15 protein-coding genes are annotated in these 16077 nt (G+C 64.2%); 13 read left to right on the top strand and 2 right to left on the bottom strand.

Going from position 1 to position 16077, the window contains the following annotated elements:
- Positions 1 to 176: 176 nt before the first annotated feature.
- From EET67_RS22365 to EET67_RS22380, 4 genes are all read left to right on the top strand, one after another.
- On the top strand, positions 177 to 797 hold the full coding sequence (locus EET67_RS22365; protein ID WP_128628443.1) for an SRPBCC family protein: 621 nt from the start codon (positions 177 to 179) through the stop codon (positions 795 to 797).
- Between the two features lie 145 nt (positions 798 to 942).
- On the top strand, positions 943 to 2073 hold the full coding sequence (locus tag EET67_RS22370) for a cytochrome P450 (protein WP_128628444.1): 1131 nt from the start codon (positions 943 to 945) through the stop codon (positions 2071 to 2073).
- 12 nt (positions 2074 to 2085) lie between these two features.
- On the top strand, positions 2086 to 2370 hold the full coding sequence (locus EET67_RS22375) for an acylphosphatase (protein WP_128628445.1): 285 nt from the start codon (positions 2086 to 2088) through the stop codon (positions 2368 to 2370).
- Between the two features lie 85 nt (positions 2371 to 2455).
- A complete protein-coding gene (locus tag EET67_RS22380) occupies positions 2456 to 3121 on the top strand; it encodes an adenosylcobinamide amidohydrolase (RefSeq protein ID WP_128628446.1) in 666 nt (221 codons plus the stop codon).
- A 34-nt stretch (positions 3122 to 3155) separates the two neighbouring features.
- On the opposite strand, the gene EET67_RS22385 is transcribed toward EET67_RS22380, so the two are convergent.
- Entirely contained in the window at positions 3156 to 4670 is a 1515-nt protein-coding gene (locus EET67_RS22385) for an AMP-binding protein (protein ID WP_128628447.1), read from the bottom strand.
- A gap of 247 nt (positions 4671 to 4917) precedes the next feature.
- Between EET67_RS22385 and EET67_RS22390 the strand changes: the two genes are divergently transcribed.
- Positions 4918 to 6975: a putative bifunctional diguanylate cyclase/phosphodiesterase gene (locus EET67_RS22390; RefSeq protein ID WP_165900001.1), complete on the top strand. Its 2058-nt coding sequence runs from the start codon at positions 4918 to 4920 to the stop codon at positions 6973 to 6975.
- Between the two features lie 2 nt (positions 6976 to 6977).
- On the opposite strand, the gene EET67_RS22395 is transcribed toward EET67_RS22390, so the two are convergent.
- Positions 6978 to 8222: a glycoside hydrolase family 5 protein gene (locus EET67_RS22395; RefSeq protein ID WP_128628449.1), complete on the bottom strand. Its 1245-nt coding sequence runs from the start codon at positions 8220 to 8222 to the stop codon at positions 6978 to 6980.
- Between the two features lie 77 nt (positions 8223 to 8299).
- Between EET67_RS22395 and ybgC the strand changes: the two genes are divergently transcribed.
- The 8 genes from ybgC (at position 8300) to tilS (ending at position 16009) form a co-directional block, all read left to right on the top strand.
- Positions 8300 to 8788, top strand: a complete 489-nt coding sequence (ybgC, locus tag EET67_RS22400) for a tol-pal system-associated acyl-CoA thioesterase (protein ID WP_128628450.1) — start codon at positions 8300 to 8302, stop codon at positions 8786 to 8788.
- Positions 8789 to 9089: 301 nt separating this feature from the next.
- A complete protein-coding gene (tolQ, locus tag EET67_RS22405) occupies positions 9090 to 9800 on the top strand; it encodes a protein TolQ (RefSeq protein WP_128628451.1) in 711 nt (236 codons plus the stop codon).
- 6 nt (positions 9801 to 9806) lie between these two features.
- Positions 9807 to 10265: a protein TolR gene (tolR, locus tag EET67_RS22410; RefSeq protein ID WP_128628452.1), complete on the top strand. Its 459-nt coding sequence runs from the start codon at positions 9807 to 9809 to the stop codon at positions 10263 to 10265.
- A 3-nt stretch (positions 10266 to 10268) separates the two neighbouring features.
- A complete protein-coding gene (locus EET67_RS22415; RefSeq protein ID WP_128628453.1) occupies positions 10269 to 11330 on the top strand; it encodes a hypothetical protein in 1062 nt (353 codons plus the stop codon).
- Positions 11331 to 11394: 64 nt separating this feature from the next.
- Positions 11395 to 12687 carry a Tol-Pal system beta propeller repeat protein TolB gene (tolB, locus tag EET67_RS22420; RefSeq protein WP_245451152.1) on the top strand — a complete coding sequence of 431 codons (1293 nt, stop codon included), beginning with the start codon at positions 11395 to 11397 and terminating at the stop codon, positions 12685 to 12687.
- 215 nt (positions 12688 to 12902) lie between these two features.
- Entirely contained in the window at positions 12903 to 13409 is a 507-nt protein-coding gene (gene pal, locus EET67_RS22425) for a peptidoglycan-associated lipoprotein Pal (RefSeq protein WP_128628455.1), read from the top strand.
- A 183-nt stretch (positions 13410 to 13592) separates the two neighbouring features.
- On the top strand, positions 13593 to 14630 hold the full coding sequence (gene ybgF, locus EET67_RS22430) for a tol-pal system protein YbgF (protein ID WP_128628456.1): 1038 nt from the start codon (positions 13593 to 13595) through the stop codon (positions 14628 to 14630).
- Positions 14630 to 16009, top strand: a complete 1380-nt coding sequence (tilS, locus tag EET67_RS22435; protein WP_128628457.1) for a tRNA lysidine(34) synthetase TilS — start codon at positions 14630 to 14632, stop codon at positions 16007 to 16009. The genes ybgF and tilS overlap by 1 nt, the downstream gene beginning before the upstream one ends.
- Positions 16010 to 16077 lie beyond the last annotated feature (68 nt).

The raw sequence follows: 16077 nt of genomic DNA on the forward strand, positions 1-16077 counted from the left end.
GGCCCGGCTCGACGGCGGTGATGCATGCCAATGACGAATATGTGTCGATCGACGACTACCTCACCGCCATCAAGGTCATGGCGCTGTGCATCTATGACTGGTGCGGCGCCGAGCAGTGATCGGAATGGGGCAAGCCGGATACGGCGTGCCCCGTTTCCCGTTGGAAGGAATATGAAATGCCACAACTCAAGCAAAGCTTTACCGTCAACCATGCGCGGCCGCTGGTCTGGGCGCGGTTCCAGGACCTGCCCAATGTCGTGCAATGCATTCCCGGCGCATCGCTGACTGAGCAGGCTTCGGCCACCCAGGCCAAGGGCCGCATGACGGTCAAGCTCGGGCCGATCAAGGCGGATTTCGGCGGCGATGTCGACATCGAGGCCGATGAGAGCAGCTATACCGGCAAGATCGCCGGCAGCGGCATCGACAAGAGCCATGCCTCGCGCGCCAAGGGAAATGTCGTCTACACGCTGCAGGAAGCCAAGGACGGCGCTGCTACGGTCGTCGATGTCGATGTCGACTATACGCTCTCGGGCTCGCTGGCGCAGGTCGCGCGCGGCGGCATCGTCGAGGCCGTGGCCGAACAGATCTGCAAGGAATTCGCGCGCAATCTGGAAGAGCAGCTTAACGCGACCCTGGCCCCGGCGGCCGAGATCGGCGAAGGCGCTTCAGGAGAAGCAGTGGCCCCGGCCGCGCGGCCCGCGCCGGCAAAGCCGAATGAGCTCAACGCCCTGAAGCTGATCATGGCAATAATCCGCTCGAAGCTGAGAGGCATGTTCAGCTCCGCTTCGGCGCGCTAGGTTCCGGCACGGATACGATCAGGCGACCGCGCGGAGGCTCAGCTTCCGCGCGGTAATGTTTTGCGGCTATTGCGATGACGCCGCCGGCATGCGTGGACGCGAGGCGGCTGCGCACCTACATTGATGCGGTCAGCCGGAGCATGAGATGGACACGTCGCCCACGCCCTTCGTCCCGCCCGCGCCGAAGCCGCGAACCAAGCCGCCTTCGACGCTGCAGATGATGCGCATCGTCTATCGCAATCCGCTCGAATTGTGGGGCGAGCCTTCCTACAACGAGTCATGGATCGCGGTTTCCGGGATCGGCGGGCCGCTGGTCATCGCCAATGATCCGGGGCTGATCCGCCATGTGCTGGTCGACAATGCCAGGAACTACAAGATGGCGACGGTGCGCCAGAAAATCCTGCGGCCGATATTGCGCGACGGGCTGCTGACGGCCGAGGGCGACGTCTGGAAGCGCTCGCGCAAGGCGATGGCGCCGGTGTTCACGCCGCGCAACATATTCGGCTTCGCCCAACCAATGCTGAAGCGCACCCTCGACTTCGTCAAACGCTATGAAAATGCCGCCGAACCGGTCGATATCGCCCGCGATATGACGACATTGACCTATGAAATCCTGTCCGAGACGCTGTTTTCTGGCGAAATCGCGGGTGAACCGGGCAGTTTCGAGCGGGAAATCGACCATTTGTTCGAAACGATGGGCCGGGTCGATCCGCTCGACCTGCTGAGGGCGCCGGACTGGCTGCCGCGCCTGACGCGGCTGCGCGGCCGCAAGACCATGGCCTATTTCCGCAAGATCGTTGCCGATACGGTGTCGATGCGCACCGAGCGCCTGGCGCGCGATCCCGACAATGCGCCCCGGGATTTCCTGACCCTTTTGTTGCAGGCTGAAGGGCCCGACGGGCTGACGCGCGCCGAGATCGAGGATAATATCATCACTTTCATTGGCGCCGGCCACGAGACGACGGCGCGGGCGCTCGGCTGGACGCTTTATTGCCTGGCGGAAGCGACCTGGGAGCGCGCGCCGATCGAGGCCGAGATCGACGCCGTGCTGGCGCGCGAGCCCGACCCGACGAAATGGCTGGAAGCGATGCCGCTGACGCGCGCGGCCTTTGACGAGGCGCTTAGGCTTTATCCGCCCGCACCCTCTATCAATCGCGAGCCGATCGAGGACGACCGCTTCCGCTTCGACACGGTGGCCGAGACCAGCCCCTGGCCGGTACAGAAGCTGACGACGCAGCCGCAGGGCGGCCTGCCGATGCGGGTTACGCGACGGTGAACGAGGCGAGCCATGGCTGAGACCGAGCAGGCGTTGCAGGTACATGTCACCGGGCGGGTGCAGCGCGTGGGCTTTCGTGCCTGGACGCAGGCTCAAGCCGAAAGGCTCGGCCTGCACGGCTGGGTGCGCAACGAGCGTGACGGCTCGGTGCGGGCGCTGATCGTCGGGCCGGAAGCGGCGGTCACGGCGATGCTGCTTCTGTTGCGCGAGGGGCCGCGCGGCGCGGTGGTCTCCGATGTCGTGACGGAGGCGGTTGAACCCGGTGCCGCATCGCCGGGCTTTGCCATTACCGGCTGATCGCGCCGACACTCCTGCAGCGGTTCCCGCTTTCTCGCGGCGTGCTCATCTTGCCCGACGGCTTCGACAATGTGAAAAGTCAGGCATGATAGGTTTTTCCATCTCGTGCCGCAGCCCCTTTCTGGTCGTACAATTTGAACAGCCGCAAACCATGCTGAGCTGGTCGCTGACGCGGCCCGGCTTCACCGTGGCGGCCAGTGTTGCCTGGCTCGGCGTGCGCGATGACGATCTTTCGCTCGACATCGACCCCATCGTGTTCCTGAAAAACCGGATGGAGGCTGCCGGCCTTGGCGAGGCCATTCACCTGATGACGTCACGCGATGTGAGTCACCACCACCTGACCCAGGCTTCCTTCGGCAGCGCCACCGCCACCTGCCTGGCGACGGTGGGGCTCGGCAATGCCGGAAGGGTGGGCGAGCACCCGGCCGGCGGCAGGGCGGCCGGAACGATCAATCTCTTGGCCCATGTCGACCAGCCGCTGACGCAGGCGGCAATGGTGGAGGCTGTTTCGATCGCCGCCGAGGCGCGCACCACCGCAATCATCGACCTCGACTGGCTTGCGCAGGGCAAGACGGCGACCGGGACGGGAACCGACTGCATCGTGATCGCCGCGCCTTGCGAAGGCGCGCCGCGGCAGTTTGCCGGGCTTCACACGGATATCGGCGCCGCGATCGGTCGGGCAGTGCATGACGCGGTGTGGCAAGGCGGCGAGGCCTGGATTCGCGAAAAAGTGGAAACCGCCCTGGCGTGAGCCGCCGGCCGGTCGCTTCAATCCCGCTTCAGTCTCACTCGCTTCGCTCGAATAAAGCCGCCCGGTCGCGGGCGCGTAGCTCCGTCTTCAGGATCTTGCCGTAATTGTTCTTCGGCAGTGCCTCGACGAAGACATAGGCCTTGGGCCGCTTGAAGCGGGCGATCCGTTCGAGGCAGAGCGCATCCAGCGCGGCCGGCGTGGCGTCGCCAACGACATAGGCGATGGCGATCTCGCCCCATTCCGGGTCGGGGCGGCCGATGACGGAGACTTCGCGCACCGCCTTATGCGACTGGAGCACTTCCTCGATCTCGCGCGGATATATGTTGCTTCCGCCCGAGATTATCACGTCCTTGGAGCGGTCCTTGAGCGTGAGATAGCCTTCGTCATCGAATGTGCCCATGTCGCCGCTCATCAGCCACCCGTCGCGGATGGTATCGGCGCTCGCTTCGGGATTGTTCCAATAGCCGGACATGACGGTGGAGCCGCGCACGGCGATCTCGCCGTCGGTGGCCGGCCGGCCTTCGGCATCGACGGTGCGCACTTCCAGACAGGAGAAAGGCACGCCGACCGAGGCGAGGCGGTCGAGCCAGCGCGGATGTGCGGTGTCGGCAATCACCTCACGCGACAGGGTGGTGATGGTCATGGGGCTTTCGCCCTGGCCGTAGATCTGGGCGATGCACGGGCCGAAGCGATCAAGGGCTGCGCGCGCGTCGTCCACATACATCGGACCACCGCCATAGACGATTGTGCGCAGGGCGGTAACGTCGAAGCCGGTCGGGCTCGCCACCATGCGCTTGACCATTGTGGGGGCGGCAAACAGCGACATCGAGCGCCAATGGCCGGCAAGCGCGAAGATTTCGTCCGGCTCGAAGCTGCCGCTTTCAGGCACGACATTGGTCGCCCCGCGCATGATGTGAGGCAGGATATAGAGGCCGGAACCGTGGCTCATCGGCGCCGCGTGGAGGATCGAGTCGCCGGGAGCGGTGGGATCGACCTCGGCGACATAGGCATGGGCCATGACGGCAAGGTTGCGGTGGGTGAGCATCGCGCCCTTCGGGCGGCCGGTGGTGCCGGAAGTGTAGAAGAGCCAGGCGAGATCGTCGGGGCCGCGAGGCGTGGTGGCGCTGGGAGCGGCAGCAACGGCGCGCTGATAATCGGGGCCGGCGATGGCGATCAGATGTTCCAGGCTCGATGGCGCGTGCGAGGCAGTCGTGGCGAGGAGTTTGTCCGAGGCGAAGGCGACGCGGGTGCCGGAGTGTTCCAGTATATAGCCGATCTCGGCGCCATGGAGCTTGGCGTTGCAGGGAACGGCGACCAGGCCCGCAGCCCAGATGCCGTAGAGGATTTCGATGAATTCGGGCGTGTTGCGGGCGATGACGGCGACCCGGTCGCCAGGTTCGAGGCGGTAGCGGCTGCGCAGGCTGCCGGCGAGTGAAGCGGCACGGCGGGCAAGCTGGGCATAGGTGAGATGGGGTCGCGTGCCGCGAGCCACGGCAATGCGATGCGGGTCGGCGCGTCCCTGGCGCTCCAGCCACAATGCGATGTTCATCGGCGCGTCCTCGATGCTAGAGCGGCGGATGCCCGGATAAATCCGGGCTGCCGCTCTATCTGTTTGTTTTTGCCGCATTTGTGCGACGCCAAGTGATTCCACTTGGCTGCAAAATGCTCCAGCCGCCGCCTTCGACAGGTCTTCCTATTTATATTCCGGTTGTCCGGGCGGGAAGACCTTCTCATTAGGGGTTTCTTTGCTGTTCCATGACAACCCTTGGCTGTGTATGAGCCAGGGAGGGCGGGCCATGTTCAAAGTCATTTCCTGTCTTGCTTATGAGCATGACTACTCCTTCGTGGTGGTGGCCGCGATCGTCTGCGTCATGAGTTCGGTGATGACGGTAAGCCTGTTCGACAGAGCCAGAAAGCTCTCGGCCCAGGCGCGGATATCATGGATCATCCTGTCGGGCATGGCCGGCGGCGTGGCGATCTGGACGACGCATTTCGTGGCGATGCTCGGCTTCCGGATTCCGATGGATCACGCCTTCAATCCCGTCCTGACCATAGCATCGCTGGTGATTGCCATCGCGTTCACCGCCGGCGGTCTCCACCTTGCTACCGACGGGGTCAAGCGTGTCCCCAGCGAGATCGGCGGCGTGGTGATCGGCCTCGGGGTCGCGGGCATGCATTTCACCGGAATGGCCGGGCTGGAGGTTGCAGGGCGCATAGAATGGGACCCGAAGCTGATTGCGGTCTCGCTCTGGTTCGCGCTCGGCCTGGGGGCGGTGACGGCGCATATATTGGCGCGGCGCAGCTTCCGGTTCAGCAGATTGCTGGCAATGGCCACGCTGGTGGCCGCCATCTGCACCATGCATTTCACGGCCATGGGTGCGGCGACGCTGATCCCCGATCCGTCGGTCCACGTTCCGTCCCGGATGCTTTCGAGCGAATTCCTTGCCGTGCTGGTCCTTGCCACCATGGCCATCATTGCCGGGCTTGCGCTCTATGTGATGGACACACGTTCGCAGCGCGAGCTTATCGACAGTTTCCGGCATGCGGCGCTGCATGATGCGCTGACCGGCCTGCCGAACCGGGCCTTCCTGTCGGCCAATCTGCCCGCAATGCTGGAGCGCAGCCGCATGGCGGGGATGGATGCGGCCGTGCTCATGATCGATCTGGATCGGTTCAAGGAAATCAACGATGTGCACGGGCACCATACCGGTGACCTACTGCTGCAAAAGCTTGCCGAACGGTTCAGCCTGCTTCTCGGGGCGGGCGAGATGATTGCCCGTGTCGGCGGCGATGAATTCGTCGCGGTAAAGCTGCATGTGCGCGACAAGAAGGAGGTCGATGACTTCGCAGGACGCCTTGTCGCCTGCGCATTGGAGCCGCTGCAGCAGAAAGGCAGCATATTGTCGGTCGGCGCGAGTGTCGGGGTCGGCCTTTATCCTCGCGATTGCGAGGATGCGGAAGAACTGATCGGCGCAGCCGACCTTGCCATGTATCGCGCCAAGCGGTCGGTCGGCGACAAGATCTGCTATTACGAAGCGTCGATGGATGAGGGGCGGCGCGAACGCAGCGCGCTGGCCATCGAACTGCGCCACGCGATCATGCGCAATGAACTCGAGCTTTACTACCAGCCGCAGTTCGATGTGCCGGCTGGCAGGATCAGCGGTTACGAGGCGCTTCTGCGCTGGCATCATCGCGAGCGCGGCACCATTTCACCCGCCGAGTTCATTCCGATCGCGGAGGAAACCGGCCTGATCATCCCGATCGGGGAATGGGTGCTGAAGACCGCCTGTGCCGAGGTGGCCGGCTGGGGAAAGCCCTACAAGGTCGCGGTGAATATCGCATCGGCGCAGCTTACCCAGGCTGACCTGCCGAAGATCGTCCATGAAACCCTTCTGGCAACCGGGCTGCCGGCTTCCCGGCTGGAGCTTGAAATCACCGAAGCCTGCATCATCGAAGACCGTGAACGCGCCCTGCATGTCGTTCGCCAGCTAAAGGCACTCGGCGTGACCATCGCCATGGACGATTATGGAACCGGCTATTCGTCACTGTCGACATTGCAGATATTCCCCTTCGACAAGGTCAAGATCGACCGCTCCTTCGTCGAGGGCATGACTACGGACACCGCGTCGGCGGCAATCGTGCGGGCAACGATCCTGCTGGCGTCGGATCTCCGGATCGCGGTCCTGGCGGAGGGCGTGGAGCGACAGGAGCAGGTCGACTTCCTGCAGGCCGAGGGATGCACCGAAATCCAGGGCTTCTTCTTCGGCCGCCCACAACCATTACCGGAAATTGCCGAACAGGTGGGGCGGGGCGAGAGTTCCGTTCCACCGCTGACTACGCCCCGCGCAGCTTAGGGTCACTGCAGCCGGCGGACCGTCTCCAGGACGTCCGGCTCTGCCCGGCGGCCCTCGAACTCATCGACCACGCCAAAGGCGCCGCCATAGGACCATACTGCCCAGGCAAAGCCGTGGCGCTCGGCGCGCTCGACCATGTCGGCGACATAGGCGGCGCGATAGGGCGGCGGCACGACATGGGGATTGCCATATTCCTGGCGGATCATGCCGAACTCGCCGAGCAGGATATTGTGCGGGCTGATGCCGTGCTTTTGCGCCCATGCCGCCACCTTGTCCAACGGCGAATCCATGAGCGCGTCAAGCTCCTGCTGCGTATCCATGAGCGCAATCTGCTCGTCGAGATAGGCGAGCATGCCAAGCCGGCGGGTGAAGGGGGCCTCGGCCTTTATCCGGGCGCGGATCTTTTTTCGTTCGGCATCGAGTTCGGCGCGGGGCGCCTCGTGCAACGGGTAGGGCAGGCCGGTGACATAACGGATGAAGTCCCCCGCCCAGGTCGCGCCCTGATGGGTGAGCAGGAACGGCTCGTAGGAATGGAAGGTCCAGATGATATTGTCGTCGGCGATCATTTCCGGATCGATCCGGGCCAGTTGCGCCGCGCTGGAATAGCAGGCGCCCGACAGGACGAGCGTGAGCCTGGTGGCCGAGGCACGGGCGGCCGCAAACAGCCTTTGCAGGCGCTGCGGCCACAGGCTCTCGGCATCATCGCAGTCGATCACCGGCTCGTTCATCGGTTCGAAGGCCACCAGCGCCGGGTCCTGCTGCGACAGGGCATACGCCATTTTCCGCACGAATTCGACATAGGCATCGAAGGACCCGGGCTCGTCCATGACCTTGCCCATGTCGAACGAGCGGACATCGGAGGGGATCAGATGCAGGTCGACCACGACCTTCAGCCCGGCCTCGTTGGCCAGCCGCACCGACTCCTGCACCGAAGCGTAAAGCTTGTCGCGCAGCGCTAGCGTCTTGTCGGACAGAAACGGCGCGGGGTCTACGGGCATGCGCACGAAGTCGAAGCCGGTCTGCTTGAGGCGGTCCAGATCGGGTCTGGCGAGGAATTGGCGCCATTCGGGGTAGGGCAGGATGGCGGCTTCGTCGCCCCAAAGCTTTTCGTCGGGCCAGGTCGTCCAGATGTCGAGATTGATGCCGCGCTTGACGGAAAATTCCACGGCGCCTGCTAGCGTCGGCGCACTGCCGAGCAAGGCCAGCACGAGAATGCCAGCCTTGAACATCGTCGCCAATGATGCCATCCGGAATATCAACGGTCGTGTTTCCAAGCAAATGCCCTGAAGATGCCTGTCAGGTCGGGCGCAAAAAGGAAAGCACTATGGACGATCATGGTGAATATGAGCGGCTGACGGCGGGGATTGCCGGCGAACTCACGCCGCTTGGCCACCGCATCATGGCGCGGGTCTATTTCGCCGACACCGACTTTTCCGGCGTGGTCTACCATGCCCGCTATCTCGAATTCTTCGAGCGCGGCCGATCCGATTTCCTGCGGCTGGCCGGCGTGCACCACACCGAGCTTGCCGATGGCAAGCATGGCGAAAAGCTGGTGTGGGTGGTGCGGCGCATGGAGATCGATTTTCGCGGGCCTGCCCGCATCGACGACATATTGACCGTCGATACCAGAGCCGAGCGGATTTCGGGTGCACGCATCTGGATGGACCAGCAATTGCTGCGTGGGCAGGAGTTGCTGGTGGAAGCCAAGGTCGAGGCGGCGATCATCGGCGCCGACGGCCGCCCGCGGCGCTTCCCGCGCGAATGGATCGCTGCCTTCATGCCAAGCGGCAAGCCGGAATCTCAAACGGGATGACGGCTCTTCAGGTCGTTATTCCACTCTATCTGCTTACTGGGGCATGACCTTTTTCCGAAAACCGGTTTCCACTTTTCGGGGCCATGCCCTAACCGATCCTTAACCATAACGGTTCATGAAGAAATTGATGAAAGTCCGGCGGATTTCCTGCGCCTTCCTTTCACCAAATTTGGCCGCGACAAGGCCGGCAATGCGCGTTTTCGGGGCAATTTGCGGACGCCAGGCGGACGAAGCCATGTGAAACGAAGCGCAAGGGGCCGGCAGCGCGCCGCGCCCGGGGTTGTTAAGGACTGTCTTGACCATGGAAAATATCGCACTCGCCGAACCGAGCGCACAATTGTCGATATGGGCGCTGTTCTGGCAGGCCGGCTGGGTCGTCAAGCTGGTGATGCTGGGCCTGCTTGCCGCCTCCATCTGGACCTGGGCGATCGTCGTCGACAAGCTGATCGCCTATGCTCGCATGCGTTCCTCGCTCAACCGTTTCGAACAGGTGTTCTGGTCGGGCCAGTCGCTGGAGGAACTCTACCGTACCCTTTCGGACCGCAAGACCACCGGCATGGGCGCGATTTTCGTGGCCGCAATGCGCGAGTGGAAGAAGAGCTTCGAAAAGGGTGCAAAGTCCCCGATCGCGCTGCAGTCGCGCATCGACAAGGCGATGGACCTGGCGCTGACGCGCGAAATGGAGCGGCTGGAGGGCCGGCTAGGCTTCCTCGCCACGATCGGCTCGGCCGCACCCTTCATCGGCCTGTTCGGCACGGTGGTGGGCATCATGACCTCGTTCCAGGCGATCGCCGGATCGAAGTCGACCAATCTCGCCGTGGTGGCGCCGGGCATTGCCGAGGCGCTGCTGGCAACGGCCATCGGCCTTTTGGCCGCCATCCCGGCCGTCATCGCCTACAACAAGCTGTCATCGGATGCGAGCAAGATAGCCGTCCGTATGGAAGGCTTCTCCGACGAGTTTTCCGCCATACTCTCGCGCCAAATCGATGAAAAAGTCGCGCAGAAGGGCTGAGCAATCATGGGAATGTCTGTAGGCGGCAATGGCGGACGCGGCGGGCGTGGCCACAGGCGGCGCGGCCGCCATCACGGCGTGATCTCCGAGATCAATGTCACGCCCTTCGTCGACGTCATGCTGGTTTTGCTCATCATCTTCATGGTCGCCGCGCCGCTGCTGACGGTCGGCGTGCCTATCGACCTGCCCGAAACGCAGGCCAAGGCGATGAATTCGGAAACCCAGCCGATCACCATCTCCGTCAACCAGGGTGGCCAGATCTATCTGCAGGAAACCGAGATCCCGCTTGAGGAAATCGTGCCCAAGCTCGCGGCGATCGCCCAGACCGGCTATGAGGAACGCATCTATGTGCGCGGCGACAAGACCGCCGACTATGGTACGGTGATGAAGGTCATGGCGCGCATTTCGGCTGCCGGCTATCGCAATCTCGGCCTGGTGACGCTCCAGGAACAGGATGCGCTGTAGGCAATGAAGGCGGGCCTCACCACATCGGTCGTGATGCATGCGGCACTGCTGGGCTTCGGCCTGCTGACGCTTTCGGCGCCGAGCGCGCTGGAAGTGGCGGATGTGGAATCGTTGCCGGTCGACATCATTCCGATCGAGGACCTGACCCAGATCCAGCAGGGCGACAAGACGGCGGCGGTGAACGAGAAGCCGGCGCCCAAACCGACGCAGCGGCCCGACATCGTCGCCGATGCGCAGAAGATCGGCGAAAACAGCGTCGATACCGAGGCCAAGCCGACGCCCGAGCCCAAGCCGCGGCCGGTGGAGGCCGCCGATGCGCCGCCGCCTTCGCCCGAACCGACGCCGAAGGCCGCCGAACTGCCGAAGCCCGAACCGGTCAAGCAGCCCGAGCCCAAGCCTGAGCCAGTGCCGGCAACCGAGGTGAAGCCGCAGCCCGAGCCGAAGCAGGAGGTCAAGCCAGACCCGGTGGCAGAGACGATCGCCGCCGAAACGCCCGAAGCCGAATCCGTGCAACTGCCGACTACCGCACCTTCGCCTGCTGCGCGTCCGCAACCGCCCCAGGCGCAGACCGCCAAGGCGCCGGATCGCAAGGAAGCCGAAAAGCCGGCCAAGGAAGCCTCCGCCAAGCCGAAGTCGGACGAGAAGTCGTTCAATGCCGACGAGGTGGCGGCATTGCTCAACAAGGAAAAGCCATCCGGCGGCGGTGCCAAGCGCTCGGCCGAGCAGGCTTCGCTGGGCGGCGACAAGTCGACCGGCGGCTCCAAGCTGTCGCAAAGCGAGATGGACGCCCTGCGCGGCCAAGTGCAGCGTTGCTGGAACATTCCGGCCGGCGCGCTCGACGGCGAGGCGCTGAAAGTCTCGGTCAAGTTCAAGCTCGATCCGAGCGGCGCGCTGGAGGGCAGCCCCGAGATCATCGCCGGGGGTGGCGGGGACGGTGCCGCGCGCGCCGCCGCCGAAGCCGCCCGCCGCGCGGTCTCCCGCTGCGCGCCCTATAACCTTCCTGCCGAAAAATATGACGCCTGGGCGGACGTCATCGTCAATTTCGACCCGAGCGAGATGTTCTGATCCGCATTTCGCACAATCGCCACCAAAGAGGCCGAGCTTCATGAAAACATTCCTGAAAACGATCATGCTGGTGAGCGCACTTGCCGCGGGATTGGGCACCATGGCGACCCTGCCGGCGCGCGCGCTGGTCGAGATCGACGTCAACAAGGGCAATGTCGAGCCGCTGCCGATCGCCATCACCGACTTCCTGTCGGGCGACGCCATCGGCGCCGAGATTTCCTCCATCGTGGCTGCCGACCTGAAGCGCTCCGGCCTGTTCGCCCCGATTGACAAGGGCGCCTTCATCGAAAAGATCTCCAATCCCGATGCCGCGCCGCGCTTCGAGGATTGGAAGGTGATCAATGCGCAGGCGCTGGTGACCGGGCGCGTCAGCCAGGAGGCCGATGGCCGGCTCAGGGCCGAGTTCCGCCTGTGGGACACTTTTGCCGGCCAGCAGCTGACCGGCGAGCAGTTCTTTTCCTCCAAGGCCAATTCGCGCCGCGTCGCCCACATCATCGCCGATGCGATCTATGAACGGTTGACCGGCGAGAAGGGCTATTTCGATACGCGGGTGGTCTTCATCGACGAATCGGGTGCCAAGAATCAGCGCAGGAAGCGGCTGGCGATCATGGATCAGGACGGCGCCAATGTGCGCTATCTGTCGGACGGGCGCACCATCGCCATGACGCCGCGATTCTCGCCGACGCGCCAGGAAATCACCTATATGTCGTATGAAAGCGGCGAGCCGAAGGTCTATCTGCTGCAGATCGAGACCGGCCAGCGCGAACTGGTGGGTAACTTCCCTGGTATGACATTTGCCCCACGCTTTTCACCGGACGGACAGAAGGTGATCATGAGCCTGCTGCGCGAGGACGGCAATTCCAACGTCTTCGCCATGGATTTGCGTAGCCGCTCGACCACGCGGCTGACCAACTCCAATGCGATCGACACGTCGCCTTCCTATTCGCCGGACGGCACCAAGGTGGTGTTCACCTCCGACCGCGGCGGCCAGCCGCAGATCTATGTGATGGGCGCGGACGGGTCAGGCCAGACCCGCATCTCCTTCGGCGGCGGCAGCTATTCGACGCCTGTCTGGTCGCCGCGCGGCGATCTCATCGCCTTCACCAAGCAATCGGGCGGGCAGTTCCAGATCGGCGTGATGCGCACCGACGGTTCGGGCGAGCGCATCCTGTCGAGCGGCTTCCAGCAGGAAGGCCCGACCTGGGCACCGAACGGCCGCGTGCTGATGTTCTTCCGCGATGCGCCCGGCGCCGGGGGCCCCAAGCTCCACTCGATCGACCTGACCGGCCGCAACGAACAGGCCATCCCGACGGCGAATTTCGCCTCCGACCCGGCCTGGTCGCCGCTACTGGAATAGAAGACCGGCAGGCTCGACGGACAAACGCGGCTATTGTGCGAATTGCCGCGTTTCCGCCGTATTTTGCCCTACGGTCGGTAGTTACAGCGTGGGACTCATTTGCTTGCTGCGGATGACTGTAACCTGATCTTAACCATGTTCCTTGAGTACCGGTTAACCCCAATGTGGTTACTGGTTGATCAACGAAATCACTCGAATGCGAAGGAGAGGCGGGAATGCGCCGCATCGCTAAACTAGCAACAAACCCGGTCGCCATTGCCTTGATGATGTCGCTGACGATCGCAGGCTGCGCCTCCAAGAAGACCCCCAACAGTGCCGCCGATCTCGGCCTTGGCGGTGCCGGTGCCGCGACGCCGGGCTCGGCCCAAGACTTCACCGTCAATATCGGCGACCGTATCTTCTTCGATACCGACTCCTCGGCGATCCGTGCCGATGCCCAGGGCATCCTGTCTCGCCAGGCGCAGTGGCTCAACAAATACACCAATTATTCGATCGTGGTCGAAGGTCATGCCGACGAGCGTGGCACCCGCGAATACAACCTCGCGCTCGGCGCCCGCCGCGCCGCCGCCGCCCGCGACTATCTGGCGGCCCAGGGCGTTGCGTCCAACCGCATGCGCACCATTTCCTACGGCAAGGAAAAGCCGGTCGCCGTCTGCGACGACATTTCCTGCTGGTCGCAGAACCGCCGCGCGGTCACCGCGCTTGCCGGCGCGGGAAGCTGATTGCAGCTTGAATAACATCAAAAAGGCGGCCGCGTGCCGCCTTTTTGATGTGTAGCGCCGGGCGATGCGGCTTCACTTTTCGCCCGCCCGTTTTGCCGCAAACAAAATTTGGCCGAAGTCTCGCGTCCTGATAAAAGGCGGAGCGCAATCGCGCATATCCCGTTTTCTAATGGCGAGAGGCATATGTATTTTCGATCAATCCTGAGTGGCACGCTTGCCGTGCTCCTGCTTTCGGGCGCGGCCATCGCCCGGGACAGCGCTCCTGCGATGAATGAAGTGCAGGCCGCGAGGCCCGGGCTTGCGGTACCGGTGCCGTCGGTCGGCCTTCCGGGCGTATTCGGCAGCGCCGGCGAGGTGGCCACCATACAGATGGCACAGGCCGGCGACCCGCGCGTGACCGCGCTGGAGGAACAGATCCGTTCCCTCAATGGCACGATCGAGGAACTGAACTTCCAGATCCTGCAAATGCAGGAACAGATGCGCAAGATGCAGGAAGACAACGAGTTCCGCTTCCAGGAACTCGAAAAGCGGTCCGACGCCAAGGGCGGCAGGACCAACCGGAGCGTCGCGGAGAATTCCGCGTCGCCTTCGGGCAGCAAGGCAGCAGCTCCTGCCGACAGCGGCCAGACGGCAAGCACCTCGCAGAGCGGCGGTGTCGAGCAGATCATCCAGCAGGACGGCGCCGCTGCGGCGCAGCCGGACGGCACCGGCGAGCCGCCACGGACCTTCGGCACCATCACTTTCGATGCCAATGGCAATGTGGTCGGCGGTGCGCCGGGCAATGCAACGGCCAGCCCCGAGCCTGAAAACACCACGATTGCCGCGCTGCCGACGACGGACGATCCCGACGAACTCTACCGCAATTCCTATCAATTCATCCTGTCAGGGGACTATGGCACGGCGGAAGCCGGCTTCCGCGACCATATCGCCCGGTTCCCGAAGGACGCGAAGGCAGCGGACTCGCATTTCTGGCTTGGCGAAGCGCTGCTCGGCCAGCAGAAATACCGCGATGCGGCGGAAGTCTTCCTCGCCGCCAACAAGGACTATCCGAAATCCAAGAAGGCCCCTGAAATGCTGCTGAAGCTCGGCGTTTCGCTGGTCGGCCTCAACCAACGCGATGTTGCCTGCGCCACCTTCAACGAGGTCGGCAAGCGTTATCCGAATGTGTCGGGAGCGCTGAAGGAGCGCGTCAAGCAGGAAAAGGCGCTGGCCGCGTGCTGATGCCGGGCGCATCCACTGACCCGCTCCATTCCCTTTCCCGCCTCGATCTTGCCCACCGCAGCACGGTGATCGTCGCCGTTTCGGGCGGCAGCGACTCGACGGCGCTTCTTCTCCTCACAAAAGAATTTCTCGACCGCAATGCTCCGGCGACACGCCTTGTCGCGGTAACGGTCGATCACAGGCTGCGCGAGGGCTCGGCAGCGGAAGCCGCCGCAGTGGCACGACTGGCGGCGCGCCACGGCATCGCCCATCGGACCCTGTGCTGGAACGAGGCCAAGCCGGCGAGCGGCATTGCGGCCGCCGCGCGCATGGCGCGCTATGAATTGTTGGCGCAGGCGGCGCGGGCGGAAGGAACCGACGTCGTACTGACCGGGCATACCGCCGACGACCAGGCCGAGACGGTGCTGATGCGCGCGGCGCGCGGCGACGGCGACCGGCTGGAGCGCGGACTGGCGGGCATGGCGAAGGCTACCCTGTTCGACGGCTCGGTATGGGTGGTGCGCCCCCTGCTCGGCTATCGGCGCGAGGCGTTGCGCAATTTCCTGCTGGCGCGGGACGTAACTTGGATCGAGGACCCGACGAACGCCAACGAGACCTATGAGCGCCCGCGCCTGCGGGCAGCGTTGGGAAGGGCAGGCGGAGACGACCGCCACGCCGATGCATTGAGAACCGCGCGCGAGGCCGCATCGCGACGCGAGCGGCTGGGCGGTGAGGCCGCCGAGCTCATCACGGTCCATGCCGATCTTGCCGCGCCCGGCCTGGTCAGGCTGAGCCGCGAGTTTGTCGGTGGGGGAGGCAGCGATGGCGCGCTCTATGCGTTGCGTATCCTGCTGGCGTCGGTCGGCGGCACGCCGCATCTGCCGGATGAGGCGCGCTGTGCGCAATTGCTTGATCGCCTGAACCGGGAATGGCCGCTCGCTGCCGCAAAACCGCTTTGCGCCACATTGTCGCGGGTGGCGGTGGAGGCGCGGCGCGACGGGCTTTTCCTGCGCCGGGAGCTGCGGGACCTGCCGCAGCCGGTGCTTCCGCAGGATGGCATGTTGTGGGACGGCCGGTTCCGGCTGCGTGTAACGGGTGAGACCGAGGGCCTGTCGGTTGCACCGCTCGGCCCTGAAGCCGCGGAAATTGCGGAATTATACGGCGCGGATGTAGCAGCAAGCCTCGTTCGCGCGGGGCTTTCGACCCTGCCTTGCCTGTGGCGTGGGCAGGAGTGCCTTAGCCTGCTGAGGCGCCGAACCGTGCGGCAGGGCATCGCGGCAGTGCCGGTCGCCGCCCCCTTCGCCCGCTTCCTGCCGTCCTTCGACCTTGCTGCCGCGCGGGCAATCATGCACCTGCTCAGAGCCGCGCTGCCGCCCGATCCGCCGCTCAAGCGCCATTGACCCGCCACAATGAGCGTAAAGCTTAACCCAACCATGCTGTTCTGCTTGGCATTGCCCGTGGCCGTGCC

This window comes from Borborobacter arsenicus (assembly GCF_003934165.1).
Taxonomy (GTDB): domain Bacteria; phylum Pseudomonadota; class Alphaproteobacteria; order Rhizobiales; family Rhizobiaceae; genus Pseudaminobacter; species Pseudaminobacter arsenicus.